We start from the raw sequence: 19,087 nt of genomic DNA on the forward strand, positions 1-19,087 counted from the left end.
CTTATTTATTTTCAAAAACTCTAATATTATCTAATCTAAATGTAGTTGTTGCACCTGTAGATTTACTTCCTGTATATTTGAAAGCAATATAAACATTTTCAAATGTTTGGTAATTACTCATGTCGATTACTCCACTATTTGTCCAAACATTATCTGTTGAAGGTAATGTTACAGCTAATTCTTCCCAAGTAGCACTAGTAATATTATTTTCTTCTCCATTAAAATTAGTCGATATTAATACTTTTAATACCGCGGTATTTGAAAATCTTGTTTGACAATCAAAAGTGAAACTTTCAGTAATAGGAGTTTCGGCAAAATTCATTTTAGAAGTAATCATCCAAACTTCATCATCTGGATCTGATGCATTAGAATAAAATGAAGAAAATTCAGCAAATTGATTTTTAATGTCAGTTGCAGGATCAGTATAACTTTTTACATTCCAAAGTCTACCACTTCCAGCAAAATTAACATTTAGCCATCCAATTGTAGATGCTGCTACTTCATTTGAGCCAGAACCTGTATCACTATTCTCATAATTTTCGCCTATCACTACTGGTATGTAATCTGAAAAGACAGCAAAATCATCTTCTTTAGAACAACTTAAAGTTACTAAAGTTATTGCTGTAAATAAAATTGTTTTAAAATAATTTTTCATGGTGCAATTTTTTAGAAGTTAATATAAAAATTAACAAAATAAGTTCTTCCATATCCATAGAAATATTTTGTTCCAAATGATGGTGTTCCATTTGCTTGATCGGCAACTAAATCGGGATATGTAGCCTTTCTAGATTGCTCAAAACCACCAGTTTTGTATTCAACATCTAACAAGTTATTGATGGATGCAAAAAATCCAAATGTATTTCTGTTTTTTGAACTAATTCTCCAAGATTTACCACCAATTAAGTTTAATAACATAAAGTCATCAAACTTTTCTTGTTTTAAGATTCTTTTTACGTTTGGTTCTGTAGCTCCAGGATAACTGTATCCTTGAGTATTATTTGGATCTGAATCAATAATGAAATTATCTGTTCTTAAAATACTTGAAACATCAACATAACTACCAGATAAATGATTAATATTTGCTCCAATCCACCAGTAGTGAGGATCACGATATTCTAAACCAAAAGAATAAGCTTGTTGAGGTAAACCAGGTTGATGATAATCTTTTAGATATACAGTACCAAAATCACGTAATGGATTCAATCCCTCAGCAGCTCTACCATCATCATTTGTAATTAAGTTAGCATTATCAGAATAGATATATTGTCCATAAGAAGCAGAAGCATTTGCTGTAATTGTAGATGTAATTTTATATTCTAAACCAAGTTCTGCACCCATAGATTGTTTGTCTAATCCAGTAACTATTTCACTTACAAACGAATCAGTATCTCCACTAGTTGCATCACCAATACTCTCTGCATAATAGAAAGAAATTTCTGAACTATTTGAAATTTTATTATAGAAACCAGTTAATCGAGCTTTAAGGTTTGGCGTTCTAACAATATAACTTGCGTCAGCAGCTACAATATCCTCGTTAGTTAAATTTGGTGTAATACTATTGTTTAAACGTGCATTGGAAAACACATTACGCATTATAGGTGCTTTTGTCATGTATAATCCATTAAAATCTAATAGATGACGTCCATTAATTTTGTAAGTTAAACCTCCTTTGAAACCAAAGTTTTCGTAAGTAGTTTTCTGACTTTTCCCATAAGAATTATCGGCATAAATACCATTTTTGTATAATCCTTCTCTTTGATATTCTGTTCTTGAAAAAGTTTGAGCTATATAAAAATCAAATTTGTTATAATTAAATTTAAATTGGGTAAAACCATCAAAGACAGTTGCAAATAAATTATAGTTATAACCATAAGTATCATTTTCACCTACATATCTATTTGGGTTGTTTAAATCAGATTGGCTGTTATCTCCTGAATAAAAAGGATCAATATCTGCAAAATAACTACCTCCCATTAAGTCTAATAGATTTTGGAAGTTATGAGATTTTAATTTTTTAAAATTAACACCAGCATTCATAGATATATTATCAGATAATCTAGCGTTTAAGATAGAATTTGCACTCCATTGTGAATCATCTGTTCTGTCTTCATACAAAACAAAAATACTTCTTCCTGAAAAGCCAGAATTTTGGTTTGCTATATACATAGCATTCCAGTTAATTTGTGAATTATTAATGAAATCATTTTCAAAACCTGTAATTTCAGCATCAGTATAAGCACCTAAGTTGTTAAAATAACTAGGAAGCTTTTTGTAGTAAGTTGGATCTGGATTATTACCATTTTGATAATCTAATCTACTATTACCAATTTTTCCAGTTTGGTAAGCCACATTAGTATTAAGAGTTGTATTCTCAGTTATTTTCCAATAGTGAGATAACATATTAATAGGTTCTGCTATATCTTTATCTCTTGAATTTCTTTTCTGACCATCTTGCCATCCCCAGTATGAGTTGTATTTTACACCCATTAAATCGGTAACTTCTTGAGTGTTTGGTGACGATTTTCCTCTACTGTTTTCTGCGTAAATAGAAGTGAAGTTGAGGCTATGTTTGTCATTAAATTTCTTTTCAACACTTGCAAATAATGAATTTGCACTATAATCTGTTCCTTCAAAATAACCTTCTTCTGCCCATCTTCTTGAACCTGAAACTACAAATGCCCATCCTTTATCATTTAAACCTGAAGCATGTGTTCCCATAGCTCTCCAACTATAGTTAGTATTTGTTCCAGACATAGTAACTCGATTGCCAGGTCTGTAGTGAGAAGCTCTAGTATCTATTTCTTGTGTTCCTAGTATGCCACCAAAAGTGTAATCTGAAGCAGCTGAACCCATTGTAAACTCTTGATTACGAGTGGCATCATTTAAACCACCCCAATTACTCCATTGTGGTCTTCCATCATAAATCTTATTCATAGAAATACCATTAATCATGGTAGTACCATATTGGTTATCTAGACCTCTAATTCTGAATCGTGCTTGACCCCAATTAAAAGCAGCTGCTTGTTGATAAGTGTCTCTTGAGGACTGTAGAAGTCCAGAAGTACTTTCTGATCCTGTGTTATCATCACCTAAATCATTTTCAGTAAGTGTAACTAAACTTAATTGTAGTTCTGATGTGATATCTTCTTCTAATACAATTGTTCCTAAATCTAAAGTTTGTCCAGCAGTAACCTCCAAAATAAATGTTTGTGTTCTGTAACCAGTGGAACTAACTATAAGAACAGGTTCACCTACTGGAAGCGATTTAATTGTAAAATTACCTTCTGAATCTGTAGTAACAGATTGATTGGTACTTTGAATCGTTGCAACAACATTTTGTAATGGTTTTTGTGATTTGGAATCAACTACCTTACCCTTTAAGGCACTGGTTTGTTGTGCAAAAACAAAAACGGCTTGTAGTACTAATAATGTACTTAATACAAGTTTTTTCATAGAAAGAATAAAAATTAATAATAATTTAAACTTTAAGTGGTTTAAACTTAACAGCCTGCAAATGTATAACTTTTAATAATATTATTTACCTTTGGCACCGATTTTGTACCAAAATTGATATTAACATAACATATATTTCATGAAAATTAAACATTTTTTAATCACTTTTATTGTGATTTTCGCAATAAACAGATCATATTCACAAGATAAGAAATTTAAAATTCATACAGTGGCTTTTTATAATTTTGAAAATCTTTTTGATACGATAAATGATCCAATCACTTATGATGAAGAGTATTTACCTAATAAAGGATGGACTTATAAGAATTACAGAAAAAAATTAGATAACCTAAGTCGCGTTATTATCGAATTAGGAACTGATGAAAATCCTGCTAATTCTCCTGTTGTGATAGGCGCTTGTGAAATTGAAAACAGACGTGTTTTAGAAGATTTAGTAAAACACCCAACGTTAATTAATAAGGGATATAAAATTGTTCATTTTGACTCTCCTGATAAAAGAGGAATAGATGTTGCTCTTTTATATCAGGAAAAATACTTTATACCTGTAAGTTATACTAATATTCCATTATATATTTATAAGGATGCTGAAAATAATGGTAAGAAAAACAAAGAAGAAAAAGAAGAGGAAACAGACGATAATGTTGAGGTAGATTCTTCTACTAAAAGAATTTATACTCGTGATCAATTATTAGTGACAGGTTATTTAGATGGAGAAGAAATCAGTTTTATTGTAAATCACTGGCCATCTCGTTCTGGTGGTGAGAAAAAAAGTAGTCCAAATCGTGAAGCAGCAGGTGCGTTAAATAGAAAAATTATTGATTCCTTATATAAAATTAATCCTAAAGCAAAAATTATTACTATGGGAGATTTAAATGATGATCCAACTAATAAAAGTGTAAAAAAAGGTGTTGGTGCTGTAGGAAGTAAAGATGAATTAGAACCTTTAGGAATTTATAACCCTATGGAAAAAATGTATAAACAAGGTATAGGTACTTTAGGCTATAGAGACTCATGGAATATATTTGATCAAATTATGCTTTCAGAACCATTAGTAAAAGGAAATTACTCTTCTTGGACTTATTGGAAAGCAAACGTATTTAAAAAACCTTATTTAATTCAAGATGAAGGACGATGGAAAGGATATCCAAAGAGAAATTCAAATGGTGTACCTGGTTTTAGTGATCACTTACCAGTTTACGTTTATTTGATTAAACAGGTAAATTAAAAAATATAAAATAGAGTATAAAAAGGTTAGTTAGAATTGTTCGACTAACCTTTTTCTTTTTTTGTAACTTTACGTATCTAAAATATTTCAAAATGAGCATACAAAAACCATTCAACCTAACGAAATGGATTGAAGAAAACAGACATTTATTAAAACCTCCAGTAGGAAACAAAAGTCTATATGTAGATTCTGATGATTATATTGTTATGATTGTGGCAGGACCAAATGCACGAAAAGATTACCATTATAATGAAACGGAAGAATTATTTTATCAATTAGAAGGTGAGATAACTGTTTATGTGCAAGATGAAGGAAAAAAGAAAGCGATGACATTAACTGCTGGTGATATGTATTTACATCCAGCTAAAGTGCCTCATTCACCTAATAGATTAGAAGGTTCTATAGGACTGGTTATCGAAAAAAAACGTAATCATTTGCCTGTAAAAGATGGTTTGCTTTGGTTTTGTGACAATTGTAATCATAAGTTGTATGAAGTTTATTTTGAATTGAATAATATTGAAGTGGATTTTTTAAAACATTTTAATCATTTTTATAATTCAGAGAATTTAAGAACTTGTTCTAAGTGTGGAACAGTTATGGAAACCGATTCTCGATTTGTTACAGAATAATAGTAGCTTTTCCTGCTATTCATTTTAGTTTTCTTAAGACTCTTTGGTTTTATGAGCGATAAAAGGAGCTTTTTTTAGTCGCTTTTTTATCCCAATAAAACTTAAAGTTTTTTTTCAAAAAGCTATCATTACTATCAGGGCTAGTAATTCAAATCAATTTCATACATTTGTAAAAATATAACAAAAACAAGTAAAAAAGTTACAATGTCAACAATAGCACAACAGTTTGGAATGCAAGAAGCATTGGAAATATTAGGCGTTAAAGCGACTAATTTAGGGACATCAACGGGAAATGAATGGTTTTCAAATGGAGAATTAATTGAAAGTTATTCACCAGTAGATGGTCAATTAATTGGAAAAGTAAAAGCTACTACACAAGAAGATTACGAGAAAGTAATGCAAAAAGCTACAGCAGCTTTCAAAACTTTTAGAGCTATGCCAGCTCCACAAAGAGGAGAAATTGTTCGTCAGTTTGGAAATAAATTGAGAGAACTAAAAGAACCATTAGGTAAATTGGTTTCTTATGAAATGGGTAAATCTTTGCAAGAAGGGTATGGAGAAGTTCAAGAAATGATTGACATCTGTGATTTTGCAGTAGGTTTATCACGTCAGTTAAATGGTCAAACAATACCTTCAGAAAGACCAGGTCATGTAATGAGAGAGCAATGGCATTCTATAGGTGTTGTAGGAATTATTTCTGCATTTAATTTTCCTGTAGCAGTTTGGTCTTGGAACACAGCTTTAGCTTGGATTTGTGGAGATGTTTGTGTGTGGAAAGCATCAGAAAAAGCACCATTATGCTCTATTGCCTGTCAAAACATTATTGCAGGAATTTTAAAGGAAAATAACTTACCAGAAGGAATTTCATGTATTATAAATGGTGACTATAAAGTAGGTGAAATGATGACTACTGATACTCGAATTCCATTGATCTCAGCAACTGGTTCTACTCGTATGGGAAGAATTGTTGGTGCAAAAGTAGCGGAACGATTTGGTAAATCTTTATTAGAATTAGGAGGAAACAATGCAATAATTATTACTCCAACAGCTGATTTAAAAGTTGTAGTTCCAGGAGCGGTTTTTGGAGCAGTAGGAACTTGTGGTCAACGTTGTACTTCAACAAGAAGATTAATTATTCATGAATCTGTTTATGATACTGTTCGTGATGCAATTGTTGGTGCTTATGGTCAAATTAAAATTGGTAACCCATTAGACCAAAATAAACATGTAGGACCGCTAATTGATAAAGAAGCTGTAAATACCTATTTAGCGGCTATTGAAAAAGCAAAAGCAGAAGGTGGAAAAATATTAGTAGAAGGAGGCGTTCTTTCAGGTGAAGGATACGAATCTGGATGTTATGTAAAGCCTGCAATTATTGAAGCTGAAAATCATTTTGAAATTGTACAACACGAGACATTTGCTCCTATTTTATATTTAATGAAATATAGTGGAGAAGTTGAAAACGCTATTGATATACAAAATGGTGTTGCACAAGGATTATCTTCTGCAATTATGACAAATAGTATAAAAGAAGCTGAAAAGTTCTTGTCATTCGCTGGTTCTGATTGTGGTATTGCTAATGTGAACATTGGTACTTCTGGTGCAGAAATAGGAGGTGCTTTTGGTGGAGAAAAGGAAACTGGAGGAGGAAGAGAATCGGGTTCTGATGCTTGGAAAGTATATATGAGAAGACAAACAAATACTGTTAATTACTCTGATCAATTACCTTTAGCTCAAGGAATAAAATTTGATTTATAGATTATTATAACTAAATTACAAAGTGCCCTGCAAAAAATCTCTTTGTAGGGCATTTAACTTTTAAATAGTATTAATCTTAGTAAGATTTCTTATTCCACTAAATGATATGACTGTGAGGTTTTGTTCTGTTGAGATATGTGTTATTTTTATACTAAGAGATACTATCCTAAAAGTGAGTAAGTTATAATTAATGACTTTCACACTTTAAAAAATCTTAATACTTCCTTCCTACTTCTTATAAAACAAATTATGCTCCACATATTCCCAAACTTTATTAGGTAACATAGGAATCACATTTTTATTGTTTTTAATACTATTTCTAATAAAAGTAGAGGACAATTCAATTACTGGAGCACCTATTCTATGAATCTTAGGATGATTGGCAAATTGTTCGTCCATTTCACCCGAATTTAATCTTGGATAGACGTAAATATCATGATTTTGAAGGATGACATCATAGTTTTTCCATTTGTGTAGCGAATTCAAATTGTCTTCACCCATAATCAATGAAAACTCATATTTTGGATATTTCTCTTGCAAATGTGCCAAAGTATGAACGGTATAATTCGGTTGAGGTAATTTAAACTCAATATCACAAGGTTGAATGTTTGGATATTCTTCTGTTGCTAGATGAACCATGTGCAAACGATGGTAATCATCTAGTAATGTGTTTTTCTTTTTATGAGGATTATGAGGTGTCACCACCATCCAAATTTGATTCAAATCAGAATGCTCAGCCATATGATTGGCAATAATTAAATGACCAATATGAATAGGGTTAAACGTTCCAAAATACAATCCGATTTTCATTTTTAGTACATAGTGCTTAGTTGTTAGTACTTAGTTTTAATATTTAGTGCTAAATTACTGTTTTTATTCTTTTAGTTTTTTTGAAAAAGAATGTATCATTTTACTTTCTTCTTCAATCAAAAGCATAATTTCATTAAGTATCTTTTCATCCAAATTAAATTCTAATTCTTTTGCGATAATTAGCTGTGTTTCTAATTCGTTTAAGGAGCCTCTAGAAATATTCAAAAAATGATTAAATGATTTATCTGTTTGACGACCAAATCCTTCTGCAATATTAGAATGAATGGAAACGCTAGCACTTTTTATCTGACTCGTTAATGCATAAACCTCTTCTTTAGGGAAATTCTGGGTAAGTTTATATACTAGAACAACAATTCTAATGCTTTTTGCCAAATAAGTAATTCTTTATAAGACTTAATGCCACTCATAAATATTTTATCTAACTACTAAAAATTCACAGACGTACATATCACTAAGTACTGAGGACTAATCACTAATTACTCTTTTTACTCTTTTCCAATAAACTCCTTCACTAACTGATAAGCTTCTTCCTTAGCAGTATCCAAATCATAATTTTTAATAATTTTGTCAAATTGTGGAGCAGTGGCTAATTCTACAGAAGCTTTGGCAATTCGCATATTGATTTTATCTTCACTTTCCGTAGAGCGTAATTTTAATCGTCTTTTTAATTCGTCCACACTAGGAGGTTTTACAAAAACAGCTAAAGTTTCTTCAGGAAATTTATGCTTGATTCGTAAACCGCCTACTACATCAATGTCAAAAATGACATGTTTGCCCAAAGCCCAAATACGTTCAACTTCCGCTTTTAAAGTACCATAGAAATTATTGGTGTAAACTTCTTCCCATTCTACAAATTCTTCTGCTTTAATGTGCTTTTTAAATTCTTCCCAAGAAATAAAATAGTAATCTTTTCCATGTTGTTCTTTTCCTCTAGGTTCACGAGTGGTACAAGAAATGGAGAATTCTAAATTTAATTCTTCTTTTTCTAATAAGTGTCTTACTATCGTTGTTTTACCTGAACCTGAAGGAGCAGAAAACACAAATAATTTACCTTTCTTCATATTTTAGTGATTAGTGATTGGTAATTAGTAATTAGCAAAAGTCTTCATAACGACTAATTACTAATCACTGTTTACTAATTACTTTTATAATACATTCAAAACTTGTTCTTTGATCTTCTCCAATTCATCTTTCATCATCACCACTAATTTTTGCATTTCAGCATGATTCGATTTGGAACCCATAGTGTTGATTTCTCTTCCCATTTCCTGAGTAATGAATCCTAATTTTCGACCATTAGCTTCATTTCCATTTAAGGTTTCTAAAAAATAATCTAGATGATTGTTTAAACGCACCTTTTCTTCTGTAATGTCTAATTTTTCAAGATAATAAATCAATTCTTGTTCAAAACGATTTTCATCCACAGTTACTTTTAGCTCGTCAATAGCTGTTTGTAAGCGGTCTTTAATGTTTTTTACACGTTCTGGATCAAGAACTAAGGCTTGTTCCATGTACAAACGAATATTAGCAATACGCAATTGGAATTCTTTTTCCAGTGATTTTCCTTCGTCTTTTCTAAAAGTTTGGATGTTTTCTAAGGCTTCATTAATAACTACAAGAATCTCTGCCCATTCGTTTTCATCAATTTCATCACGTTCTGTTTTTAAAGCATCAGGCATTCTCACCGCCATTTTCATTAATTCAGTAGCATCAGCTTCTGGTAAAATAGCTTTCATTTGGTTGATATAAGCTTTTATTATTGGAGCATTTACTTTTGATGATGTTTCTTCACCTGTCACTTCAATATATAATGAAAAATCAACTTTACCACGCTCTAATTTTTGAGAAATATCATTTCGTAGTCCTAATTCCATTTCCCTATAAACAGAAGGCATTCGCATGTTCAAATCAAGCCCTTTGCTGTTTAATGATTTTATTTCAACATTTATTTTTTTATTTGGTAATTGCTTTGTCGCTTTACCAAAACCAGTCATGGATAGTATCATATAATATTTTAAAAGTGTCAAAGATAAGAAATAGTGGTTAGTGACAAGTAAAAAGTAATTAGTTATTTAGAAATTAGATTAGTTACTAATCACTCATTATTAATTACTTTCTTTTGGGTAACCAAATAAACGCCAATAAAAATTAGAACAGCCGAAACTAATTTTATACTGTTCAATTCGTCTTTTTGAAGACTAATAGCAATTATGGAGGCAAATAAAGGTTGTAAATAGATAAAAACAGAAAGAGTTGTTGGTTTTAACTCTTTCATAGCCATTAGATTTATTAAATATGCAAGAAAAGTGGTAAATAAAACAACAAACCCAATATTATAATAAATAGTTGTTGGAATAGTTCGCCAATTAATCTCATTAAATTCTCCAATAGCAAATGGTAAAGTAAATAGTAAGCCAAAGGTATAAATCCATTTAATAAAGGTAAAAGCATGATATTTTGAGATTAATTTTTTCACAATAATTAAATAAACCGCATAAGATGATGCATTTACAAAAACCAAAAAATTACCTAAAGTGGCATTTGGACTATTTTGAATATCCTTACCGTATAAAATTAAAATGGAAGTTCCAGTTAAACCAATTAAAATGCCCATTACTTTTTTGAATTCAATCCTTTCTTTTAACAAAATAGCAGAAAGTATTAAAACTACAATGGGAGCTGTAACCATAATTACTGAAGCACTTATGGGAGAAGTATAGCTTAAACCTTTAAAAAAAGACAATTGGTTAATAGCTACTCCAAATAAAGATGCTGCAATGATTCTAGGAAAATCGTTTAATTCTATTTTTTCTTTTGGACCAAAAAAAGTTAAACCCCAAAATAAAATTGAGGCTCCAATTACTCTAATTAAAATAAAAGCATAAGGTTTAACGTAAGTTGGCATTACGTCTTTAGCTATGGTAAAATTGGCACCATAAATTAAGGCAACAAAGGTGGCTCCAAGTAAGGCTAATGTTCTTTTGTTCATTAGCTTAAAGCTTCTATTACCTCATTTGTAACTTTTTGACTATTGCCAATATAAATTTTATTATCAATTACAAAAACTGGACGACTTAAAAACGTGTAATGCTCTAAAAGTAAAGCTTTAAAATCGTCTTCTGTTAAGGTTTTGTTTTTTAAATCACGTTCTTTATACAATTGAGCTCTCTTGCTAAATAAAGCTTCATAGCTTCCAGCCAAATCTTTCATTTCTTTTATGATTTCTTCAGTTAAAGGCTCTTGTCTAATGTCATGATAAACTAGTTCAGATGAAGGCGGCAATGATTTTATAATTTTTTTACAAGTACTACAAGAAGCTAAGTAAAAGACAGTATTTTTCATTCTATTTTTTTACAAAAGTACATATTTAACTTCTAAAAGATAAATATGTATTTAATTTACTTCTAGTAGTTCTTTTTTTTCAATGGCTTTGCTAATGTTTGAATCAATTGAGGGATAAATTCCAAAAAACTTACTTCCGTCTTCAAGTTTAATGCTAACAATTGTCCCCTTTTTTTTCTCTTTAACTATTTTAGTTACTATAATTTTTTTCCCAATAAGCGCGTCGTAATTAGCAAATCCACCTCTTTTTTTAATAAAATTGGTCTTAGGAAAATAAATATGATTGTAAGAACTTCCTGAAGGAGTATTTATAATATAAATTTTATCTTTAAAATCAGTTGAAGTGCTTTCTTGGCTATAACTATTTAAAAAAGAAAGTGAAAAAAATAGGACGATAAGAAGGAGTAGCTTTTTCATTTTAAAAGATAGTTTTTATTAGGAATGTTATTTCTCCACTAATTTAATGCGAAATATTCTTTTTTAAAAGCGGTTTGTCGTTAAATAATAGTTAAACTAGCAGTTTAAATTATTAAAATCTTAACTTTTTTTCTCTACACATTTAAGTATCTTCGTATCAAATTTAGTAGTATGGAAACAGCTTTTAGAATCACATTAAGTATTAGAAATCAATTCTTAAAATTTCTTGAAAATTATACTTTAGAGCAATTAAATACAACTCCAAAAGGATTTAGTAACAATGTAATTTGGAATATTGGACATTGTATTGCAACTCAACAAACCTTAATTTATAAATTGTCGGGTTTACCTATGAATGTTTCAGATGAATTTATTGAAACTTATAAAAACGGTTCAGTTCCTACAGGAAAAACAAATCAAGAAGAAGTAGATTATATAAAAAGTATTTTGTTTACTTCATTTGAAAAAATAGAAGAAGATTTCAAAAAAAATAGTTTCGTGAATTTTTATGAGTACACAACAAAAAGTACTGGGTTTACTATTCAAAATGCAAAACAAGCTTTAGAATTCAATAACTTTCATGAAGGAGTACATTTAGGAATTATACTCCAAATTAGAAAATTCTTATAATCATTGTATCTTTACAAAAAATAAAAGAAGATGAAATTCAATACAAAAACGATACATGGTGGTCAACATCATGAAAAAGTTACAGGTTCAGTTATGCCTCCTGTATTTCAAACATCAACATTTGCACAAACGTCTCCTGGAAAACCAGTTGGTGATTATGAATATAGTAGAGCGGCAAACCCTACAAGAACAGCCTTAGAAGACGCTTTGGCAAGTATAGAAAACGGAACAAGAGGCTTAGCATTTGCATCTGGATTAGCAGCAACTGATTCGGTTATGAAGATTTTAAAACCTGGTGATGAAGTAATCGCTATGGATGATTTATATGGAGGAACTTATAGAATGTTTGCCCGTATCTATCAAGATTTTGGCATCAAATTCCATTTTGTGGATATGACAGATTTAGAGAAATTAGAATCTTTAATCAATAAAAACACAAAATTAATTTGGGTTGAAACACCAACAAATCCATTAATGAAATTAGCGGATATTGCAGAAATAGCAAAAATCACTAAAAAACATAATTTATTATTTGCGGTAGATAATACATTTGCAACACCTTATTTACAAAAACCTTTGGATTTAGGAGCAGATATAGTGATGCACTCAGCTACAAAATATTTAGGAGGACATTCTGATGTTATTGCAGGGGCTTTGATTGTTAAAGACAAAGAGTTAGGTGAGAAATTGCATTTTGCTCAATTTGCAACTGGGGGAACATTAGGGCCAATGGATAGTTATTTAGTATTAAGAGGAATAAAGACATTGCATTTACGTGTTCAACGTCATTGTGAAAATGGTGCAAAAGTAGCCGAATTTCTAAAGAATCATGCTGCTGTAAAAAGAGTATATTATCCAGGATTAGAAAGTCATCCAAATCATGATATAGCCAAAAAACAAATGATTGGTGGTTTTGGTGGAATGGTAACTTTTACATTCAATTCAGGTAAAATGGAAGATGCTGTAAAATTTTTAGAAAAAGTAAAAGTGTTTACTTTGGCTGAATCTTTAGGTGGTGTGGAATCGCTTGCAAATCATCCAACAACTATGACACATGCTTCTGTTCCGGCTGAAAAAAGAGCAGAAATAGGCATAACAGATGATTTAGTTCGTTTAAGTGTTGGAGTAGAAGATATAGATGATTTATTAGCTGATTTAGAACAAGCACTTAAATAATTGAATATTTATTTGAACAAAATAAAAAATGCCTTGAAATTTTCAAGGCATTTTATTTATTATATAATGTTTTTATTTTATTAATCTAAATAATAAATATAACCAAAATTTAACCAAAGATTCCAATCGTTTGATTTGTTTTCTTTATAAATATCTGGATTTTTTCTTAAACCATCTACCCAATCAGAAAAGTAATATTGCCATCTTAATTCTACAAATAAATCTGATAAAGGGGTTAATTTATATCTTGTACCTACACTAGAAACAACAGAAAAAGCATTTCCTCCTTCTGAAGAATAGCCATCGGGTAAATAATCTGGATAGGTTGTCGCTAATGTGCCTAATGGTCCAAGTTCCGAATAAGTATTATTTTGAAAGAAAGAAAAATGTGCTCCTAAGCCAACAAATGGAGCCCAAGATCCAGAAGTACTTCCAGTAAATTGTCTAATACTCCATGGATAATATTCTAATTGCATACCAATGTCAGTTACTTTAGCTTCACCTTTCATTGCTTTTAATTGCTTACCATAAGTAGAATTTTTCTCAGCAAATTCTCCAAAGTGCTCTAGTTTGGTGCTGTTAAAAGATAATTCTGAACGAAGTTTAAAATGGTCGTTAAAATAACTGTCCGGTGTATAGCAATTACATTCTGCTCTATAAGCAAAATTTAGGTAATGAACTATACCAAGAGCAAATCCTGTATTCCCTTTGTTTGTATCAAAATCATGTCTAACTCCAAAATCAGATTGAAAGGCAACACCACCAACAAAAGCTCCAATTTCGTGAGAAAATCCTAACTGTGAGTTTCCATAAAATGGTATAAAAACAGTTAAAAACAGTAGGTTTTTTAGTATTTTAGGCATCTTTAAAGAATTACATTTGTAGACAAATATATAAAAACTAAAGACAGGTAAAAATTTTTTTCTTTTTTTTAGATAAAATTTTCTTAAAAAGGGTCTTAGAAAATGTTTTTTTTATGAATTTGAACACTACATGATTTAATAAAATGTATATTTGCAGCGCAGTAACGAAAACGTTTTCTTAAGAGGAAAATGTAAACTAAATTTATTACAAATTAAACCCAAAAATCATGAAAGAAAGTGTATCATCTTTTATTGAAGCTGTAGCTAAAAGAAACCCAAACGAGCCTGAATTTATGCAGGCAGTTAAGGAGGTAGCAGAAACTGTTATCCCTTTTATCGAAGAAAATAAAAAATACCAAGGCAAAATGCTTTTGGAAAGAATGGTTGAGCCAGAACGAGTGATAATGTTTAGAATAGCATGGATTGATGATGCTGGCAAAACACAAGTCAATAGAGGGTATAGAATTCAAATGAACTCAGCTATTGGTCCATATAAAGGTGGATTGCGTTTTCATCCTTCTGTAAATTTAAGTATTTTGAAATTCTTAGCTTTTGAGCAAGTATTTAAAAATTCTTTGACAACTTTACCAATGGGTGGAGGAAAAGGAGGATCTGATTTTGATCCTAAAGGCAAATCTGATGTTGAAATCATGCGTTTTTGTCAAGCTTTTATGACTGAATTATCAAAGCATATAGGTGCTGATACAGATGTTCCTGCTGGAGATATAGGTGTAGGAGGAAGAGAAGTGGGTTATATGTTTGGACAATACAAAAGATTAAGAAATGAATTTACTGGAGTTTTGACTGGTAAAGGAATTACTTTTGGAGGTTCATTAATTCGTCCAGAAGCAACAGGATATGGTGATGTGTATTTTGCACAAAGTATGTTAGCAACTAAAGGAGAAAGTTTTTCAGGAAAGACTGTTGTAGTTTCTGGATCAGGAAATGTTGCACAATATGCTATTGAAAAAGCAACTCAATTAGGAGGAAAAGTTGTAACAGCTTCAGATTCTTCTGGATATATTTATGATGAAGCTGGTATTGATGCTGAAAAATTAGCTTACATAATGGAGATAAAGAATGTTAATTATGGTCGTATTAGCGATTATTTAACTAAATATCCAAACGCAAAATTTGTTGAGGGAAAACGTCCATGGGAAGTGAAATGCGATGTTGCTTTACCATGTGCAACTCAAAATGAGTTAAATGGTGAAGAAGCTAAAGTTTTAGTTGCAAATGGATGTATTTGTGTGGCTGAAGGAGCAAATATGCCTTCTACACCAGAAGCAATTGAAGTTTTCCATGCAGCAAAAATATTATTTGCACCTGGAAAAGCATCAAATGCAGGAGGAGTTGCAACTTCTGGTTTAGAAATGTCACAAAATTCATTGCGTTTAAGTTGGACTAGTGAAGAAGTAGATGAGAAATTAAAACGTATAATGTCAGATATTCATGAATCATGTGTTAAGTATGGTAAAAATGCTGATGGGTATATTGATTACGTGAAAGGAGCTAATATTGCGGGATTTGTAAAAGTAGCAGATGCAATGTTAGGTCAAGGCGTTGTTTAATACTTTTTATAAAAAAATAGAAGAAGGCTTACAATTTTTTTGTGAGCCTTTTTTTTGTAAAATTTATACCTAAAGTTTATATTCTACGTTTATAGTATATTTGTAAAAATTATAATAATGAAATTTAAATTTTTTCTTTTTTTATTATTTATTAGCCAAACTATTTTATCTCAGGGTAATTTACTGTGGAAAGGATATTTTTCCTATAATGAAATTGTTGATGTTGAAACTTCTTCAACTTCAGTTTTGGCTGCAACTGAAAATTGTATTTTTACTAAGAAAACAAATGAGCAAGATTTAACTATTTTAAATTCAATAAATGGGTTTAAGCCAACTACGATAACAGCGATTCATTATTCTGAAAGCTTCAAAAAAACAATAGCAGGTAATAAAGATGGATTACTTTTGATTGTAAATAATGATGGTAGCGTTATTACAAAAGTAGATATTATTGAAGAAGTTCCAGTTGCTCCTAATAAAAAGAAAATAAATGATTTATATGAACACAATGGTAGATTATATATTGCTACAGATTATGGAATTTCTGTTTTAGATCTTTCAACTACTGAATTTATTACAACATATTTTATTGGAACTTCAGGAGAAGAATTAGAAGTTCTTCAAACTACAGTCTTGAATGATGAAATATATGCAGTTACAAGACAGAATGGAATTAGAAAAGGGGATTTATCAAATCCTTTTTTATATGATTATAGTCAATGGCAAACTTTTGATTCTGGATATTGGTTAGGAATAGTCACCTTAAATAATCAAATTGTAGCCATGAATACCGATAATAATACTTATCGATTTAATGGTTCGTTTCAACTTATTTTAAATCACAGTCAATTTGGAAGGAAAATAAAAACTAATGGTAGCGAACTTATTGTAACTACTCAAAACCATGTATTTGTATTGGATAATCAATTTAATCAAATTGCACATATTACGAATATTCCTGATTTTAATGTTAATTTTTCAGCAGCAAATGTTGTGAATGGTCAAATTTTTATTGGAACAGAAAAAAACGGACTTTTTTTTACTTCTTTAACCAATCCTTTTGTTTTTGAAAATATATCACCAGACGGACCATTTAGAAATAATGTCTTTAGAGTGAAAAAAGCGCCCAATCTTTTATGGGCAGTATATGGAGACTATTCTAAAGAATATAATCCTTACCCTTTAGATGATTTGCCTGTAAGTAATTTTTCTACAAATAATGGTTGGGAAAATATCCCTTATGAAGATTTATTAGGAGCAAAGTCAATTTCTGATTTAGCTATTAATCCTACCAATCAAAATCAAGTTTATTTTAGTTCCTATTTTTCTGGATTATTAAAGTTTGAGGGTTCAGATAAGACAATTTTAAATAATACAAATACTGGACCAAATGGATTAGAATCTTTAATTCTATCACCTCCAGATCCAACTTATATAGACATAAGAATTAATAGCCCTACTTTTGATAAAGATAATAATCTATGGGTTACAAATGCCTTTGTTGAGAGGGCTATAAAAGTTTTAAGAGCTAATGGGCAATGGCAATCATATAGTTTAGATGGTATTTCTCCAACTTATTCTTCTGGTAGATACGGATCAATGGCAATTGATAAAAACAACACAAAATGGATACCTGCTTATAATGAAGGAATAATAGCATTTAACGATCAGTTAAATAATAAATTTATAGTTATTAATTTTGAAAATGGTAATCTTCCTGATCGAGTAGTTAATTGTGTAGCTATAGATAATAGAAATCAATTATGGATAGGTACTTTTAAAGGGCTAAGAATTCTTTCAAGTGTAGATAGATTTATCTCAGAAAATGAACTTACAACGACTTCAATAATTATTCAAGAAGGAGATTTAGCACAAGAACTTTTCTATCAACAATCTATTTTAGATATTAAAGTTGATGGCGCAAATAGAAAATGGGTGTCTCTTGCTGATGCTGGTGTTTTCTTAGTTTCTCCAAATGGTCAACAAACAATTTATAGGTTTACCAAAAATAATTCTCCTTTACCAAGTAATAATGTCAATGACATTGAGATTGATGATGTAACTGGTGAAGTGTTTTTTGCTACTGATAAAGGATTGGTTTCTTTCTTAGGAGTATCAACAAAATCAAGTGATGATTTAACTAATGTTTATGTGTATCCAAACCCTGTTAGACCTGAGTTTTTCGGAACAGTAAAAATTGCAGGACTTACTGATAAAGCAAATGTAAAAATAACAGATATTGAAGGAAATCTAGTCTTTGAAACAACTTCTGAAGGAGGAACAATAGAATGGGATACTTCAGCTTTTGGTAATTACAAAGTAGCTTCTGGAGTTTATATGGTTTTTGTTGCTTCTCAAGATGGCTTAGACTCAACAGTGAAAAAAATAATGATTGTTAGATAATGTTAATAAAAACGAAAGCAATTGTTATCTCTTCTTTAAAATATAATGAAAAAAGTCTAATTGTTAAATGTTTAACTAGATTAGACGGAATTCAAACTTATTTTATACACAATGCTTTTACAGGGAAAAATAATAAGCAAAAAAAAGTTTTTTTTCAACCATTGAATCAAATTGAGATTGAAGCTTATCATAATAATAAGAGCAATTTACAGAGAATAAAGGAAGTAAAAATATATTACCCATATCAAAGTATATATCTAGATATTATAAAATCATCAATAGTGCTTTTTTTGTCTGAAATACTTCATAATACTATTAAGGAAGAAGGTAAAGACGAACAATTATTTGATTATTTAGAAAGTGCTTTGCAATGGTTTGATACACAAGATAAAGTGTTTAATTTTCATCTAATTTTATTATTACAGCTTACTAAATACCTTGGTTTTTATCCTCAAGAGAATCTATCTGATAAAAAATATTTTAATATTAGTGAAGGTGTTTTTTCTGAATTTCAATCATTAAACTCCTTAACGATTGAAGAATCTGAGCTTTTAAAAAAATTATTAGATGTAAACATTAATTCTACAGAAAAACTTTTTTCTTCTTCTCAAAGAAGACAACTCTTAAAAATTCTAATTGATTATTATAGCTTTAATATTGAAAACAGTAAAAAAATAAAATCTATAGAGATTTTGACACAAATTTTTGATTAATTACTTTTTTTAGGAATAAAAAATTTAGCTATTATAAAGAAAATTGTTCATAATT

Annotated in this window: 18 protein-coding genes; 8 read left to right on the plus strand and 10 right to left on the minus strand. The window is 30.1% G+C overall.

Translation table 11 applies throughout. The features are described 5' to 3' along the window. Position 1: 1 nt before the first annotated feature. Entirely contained in the window at positions 2-655 is a 654-nt protein-coding gene (locus ACULEV_RS17700; protein ID WP_445456376.1) for a DUF5017 domain-containing protein, read from the minus strand. Positions 656-666: 11 nt separating this feature from the next. Then, positions 667-3,453 (minus strand): carboxypeptidase-like regulatory domain-containing protein, encoded by a 2,787-nt coding sequence (locus ACULEV_RS17705; protein WP_445456377.1) that lies wholly within the window; start codon positions 3,451-3,453, stop codon positions 667-669. 139 nt (positions 3,454-3,592) lie between these two features. On the opposite strand from ACULEV_RS17705, the gene ACULEV_RS17710 reads away from it, so the two are divergent. From ACULEV_RS17710 to amaB, 3 genes are all read left to right on the plus strand, one after another. Then, positions 3,593-4,699: an endonuclease/exonuclease/phosphatase family protein gene (locus ACULEV_RS17710; RefSeq protein ID WP_445456378.1), complete on the plus strand. Its 1,107-nt coding sequence runs from the start codon at positions 3,593-3,595 to the stop codon at positions 4,697-4,699. 92 nt (positions 4,700-4,791) lie between these two features. Further along, the gene (locus ACULEV_RS17715) at positions 4,792-5,328 is read left to right on the plus strand and encodes a 3-hydroxyanthranilate 3,4-dioxygenase (RefSeq protein ID WP_445456379.1); all 537 of its coding nucleotides are present in this window, start codon (positions 4,792-4,794) and stop codon (positions 5,326-5,328) included. Positions 5,329-5,532: 204 nt separating this feature from the next. After that, positions 5,533-7,086, plus strand: a complete 1,554-nt coding sequence (gene amaB, locus ACULEV_RS17720; protein WP_445456380.1) for an L-piperidine-6-carboxylate dehydrogenase — start codon at positions 5,533-5,535, stop codon at positions 7,084-7,086. A 228-nt stretch (positions 7,087-7,314) separates the two neighbouring features. On the opposite strand, the gene nadD is transcribed toward amaB, so the two are convergent. The 7 genes from nadD to ACULEV_RS17755 all read right to left on the minus strand — a co-directional run bounded on the left by nadD (position 7,315) and on the right by ACULEV_RS17755 (position 11,676). Next, entirely contained in the window at positions 7,315-7,896 is a 582-nt protein-coding gene (nadD, locus tag ACULEV_RS17725) for a nicotinate (nicotinamide) nucleotide adenylyltransferase (protein WP_445456381.1), read from the minus strand. A 63-nt stretch (positions 7,897-7,959) separates the two neighbouring features. Beyond that, complete coding sequence (locus ACULEV_RS17730; RefSeq protein WP_445456382.1) at positions 7,960-8,289, minus strand: four helix bundle protein; 330 nt, start codon at positions 8,287-8,289, stop codon at positions 7,960-7,962. 113 nt (positions 8,290-8,402) lie between these two features. Next, entirely contained in the window at positions 8,403-8,978 is a 576-nt protein-coding gene (gene gmk, locus ACULEV_RS17735) for a guanylate kinase (protein ID WP_445456383.1), read from the minus strand. A gap of 84 nt (positions 8,979-9,062) precedes the next feature. Beyond that, on the minus strand, positions 9,063-9,923 hold the full coding sequence (locus ACULEV_RS17740) for a YicC/YloC family endoribonuclease (protein WP_445456384.1): 861 nt from the start codon (positions 9,921-9,923) through the stop codon (positions 9,063-9,065). Positions 9,924-10,012: 89 nt separating this feature from the next. Next, positions 10,013-10,906: a DMT family transporter gene (locus ACULEV_RS17745; RefSeq protein WP_445456385.1), complete on the minus strand. Its 894-nt coding sequence runs from the start codon at positions 10,904-10,906 to the stop codon at positions 10,013-10,015. Continuing rightward, a complete protein-coding gene (locus ACULEV_RS17750) occupies positions 10,906-11,259 on the minus strand; it encodes an arsenate reductase family protein (protein WP_445456386.1) in 354 nt (117 codons plus the stop codon). The genes ACULEV_RS17745 and ACULEV_RS17750 overlap by 1 nt, the downstream gene beginning before the upstream one ends. Before the next feature lie 51 nt (positions 11,260-11,310). Next, on the minus strand, positions 11,311-11,676 hold the full coding sequence (locus ACULEV_RS17755; protein ID WP_445456387.1) for a hypothetical protein: 366 nt from the start codon (positions 11,674-11,676) through the stop codon (positions 11,311-11,313). 171 nt (positions 11,677-11,847) lie between these two features. On the opposite strand from ACULEV_RS17755, the gene ACULEV_RS17760 reads away from it, so the two are divergent. Together ACULEV_RS17760 and ACULEV_RS17765 are read left to right on the plus strand one after the other, a co-directional pair. Continuing rightward, positions 11,848-12,306 carry a DinB family protein gene (locus ACULEV_RS17760; protein ID WP_445456388.1) on the plus strand — a complete coding sequence of 153 codons (459 nt, stop codon included), beginning with the start codon at positions 11,848-11,850 and terminating at the stop codon, positions 12,304-12,306. 30 nt (positions 12,307-12,336) lie between these two features. Beyond that, complete coding sequence (locus ACULEV_RS17765) at positions 12,337-13,482, plus strand: cystathionine gamma-synthase (protein WP_445456389.1); 1,146 nt, start codon at positions 12,337-12,339, stop codon at positions 13,480-13,482. 80 nt (positions 13,483-13,562) lie between these two features. On the opposite strand, the gene ACULEV_RS17770 is transcribed toward ACULEV_RS17765, so the two are convergent. After that, positions 13,563-14,345 carry a THC0290_0291 family protein gene (locus ACULEV_RS17770; protein WP_445456390.1) on the minus strand — a complete coding sequence of 261 codons (783 nt, stop codon included), beginning with the start codon at positions 14,343-14,345 and terminating at the stop codon, positions 13,563-13,565. A gap of 227 nt (positions 14,346-14,572) precedes the next feature. Between ACULEV_RS17770 and gdhA the strand changes: the two genes are divergently transcribed. The 3 genes from gdhA to recO all read left to right on the plus strand — a co-directional run bounded on the left by gdhA (position 14,573) and on the right by recO (position 19,032). Continuing rightward, complete coding sequence (gene gdhA / locus ACULEV_RS17775) at positions 14,573-15,916, plus strand: NADP-specific glutamate dehydrogenase (RefSeq protein ID WP_445456391.1); 1,344 nt, start codon at positions 14,573-14,575, stop codon at positions 15,914-15,916. A 117-nt stretch (positions 15,917-16,033) separates the two neighbouring features. After that, the gene (porZ, locus tag ACULEV_RS17780; protein ID WP_445456392.1) at positions 16,034-18,319 is read left to right on the plus strand and encodes a type IX secretion system anionic LPS delivery protein PorZ; all 2,286 of its coding nucleotides are present in this window, start codon (positions 16,034-16,036) and stop codon (positions 18,317-18,319) included. Next, complete coding sequence (recO, locus tag ACULEV_RS17785; RefSeq protein WP_445456393.1) at positions 18,319-19,032, plus strand: DNA repair protein RecO; 714 nt, start codon at positions 18,319-18,321, stop codon at positions 19,030-19,032. The genes porZ and recO overlap by 1 nt, the downstream gene beginning before the upstream one ends. The last annotated feature ends 55 nt before the right edge of the window (positions 19,033-19,087 follow it).

Source organism: Flavobacterium sp. HNIBRBA15423 (genome assembly GCF_052655965.1).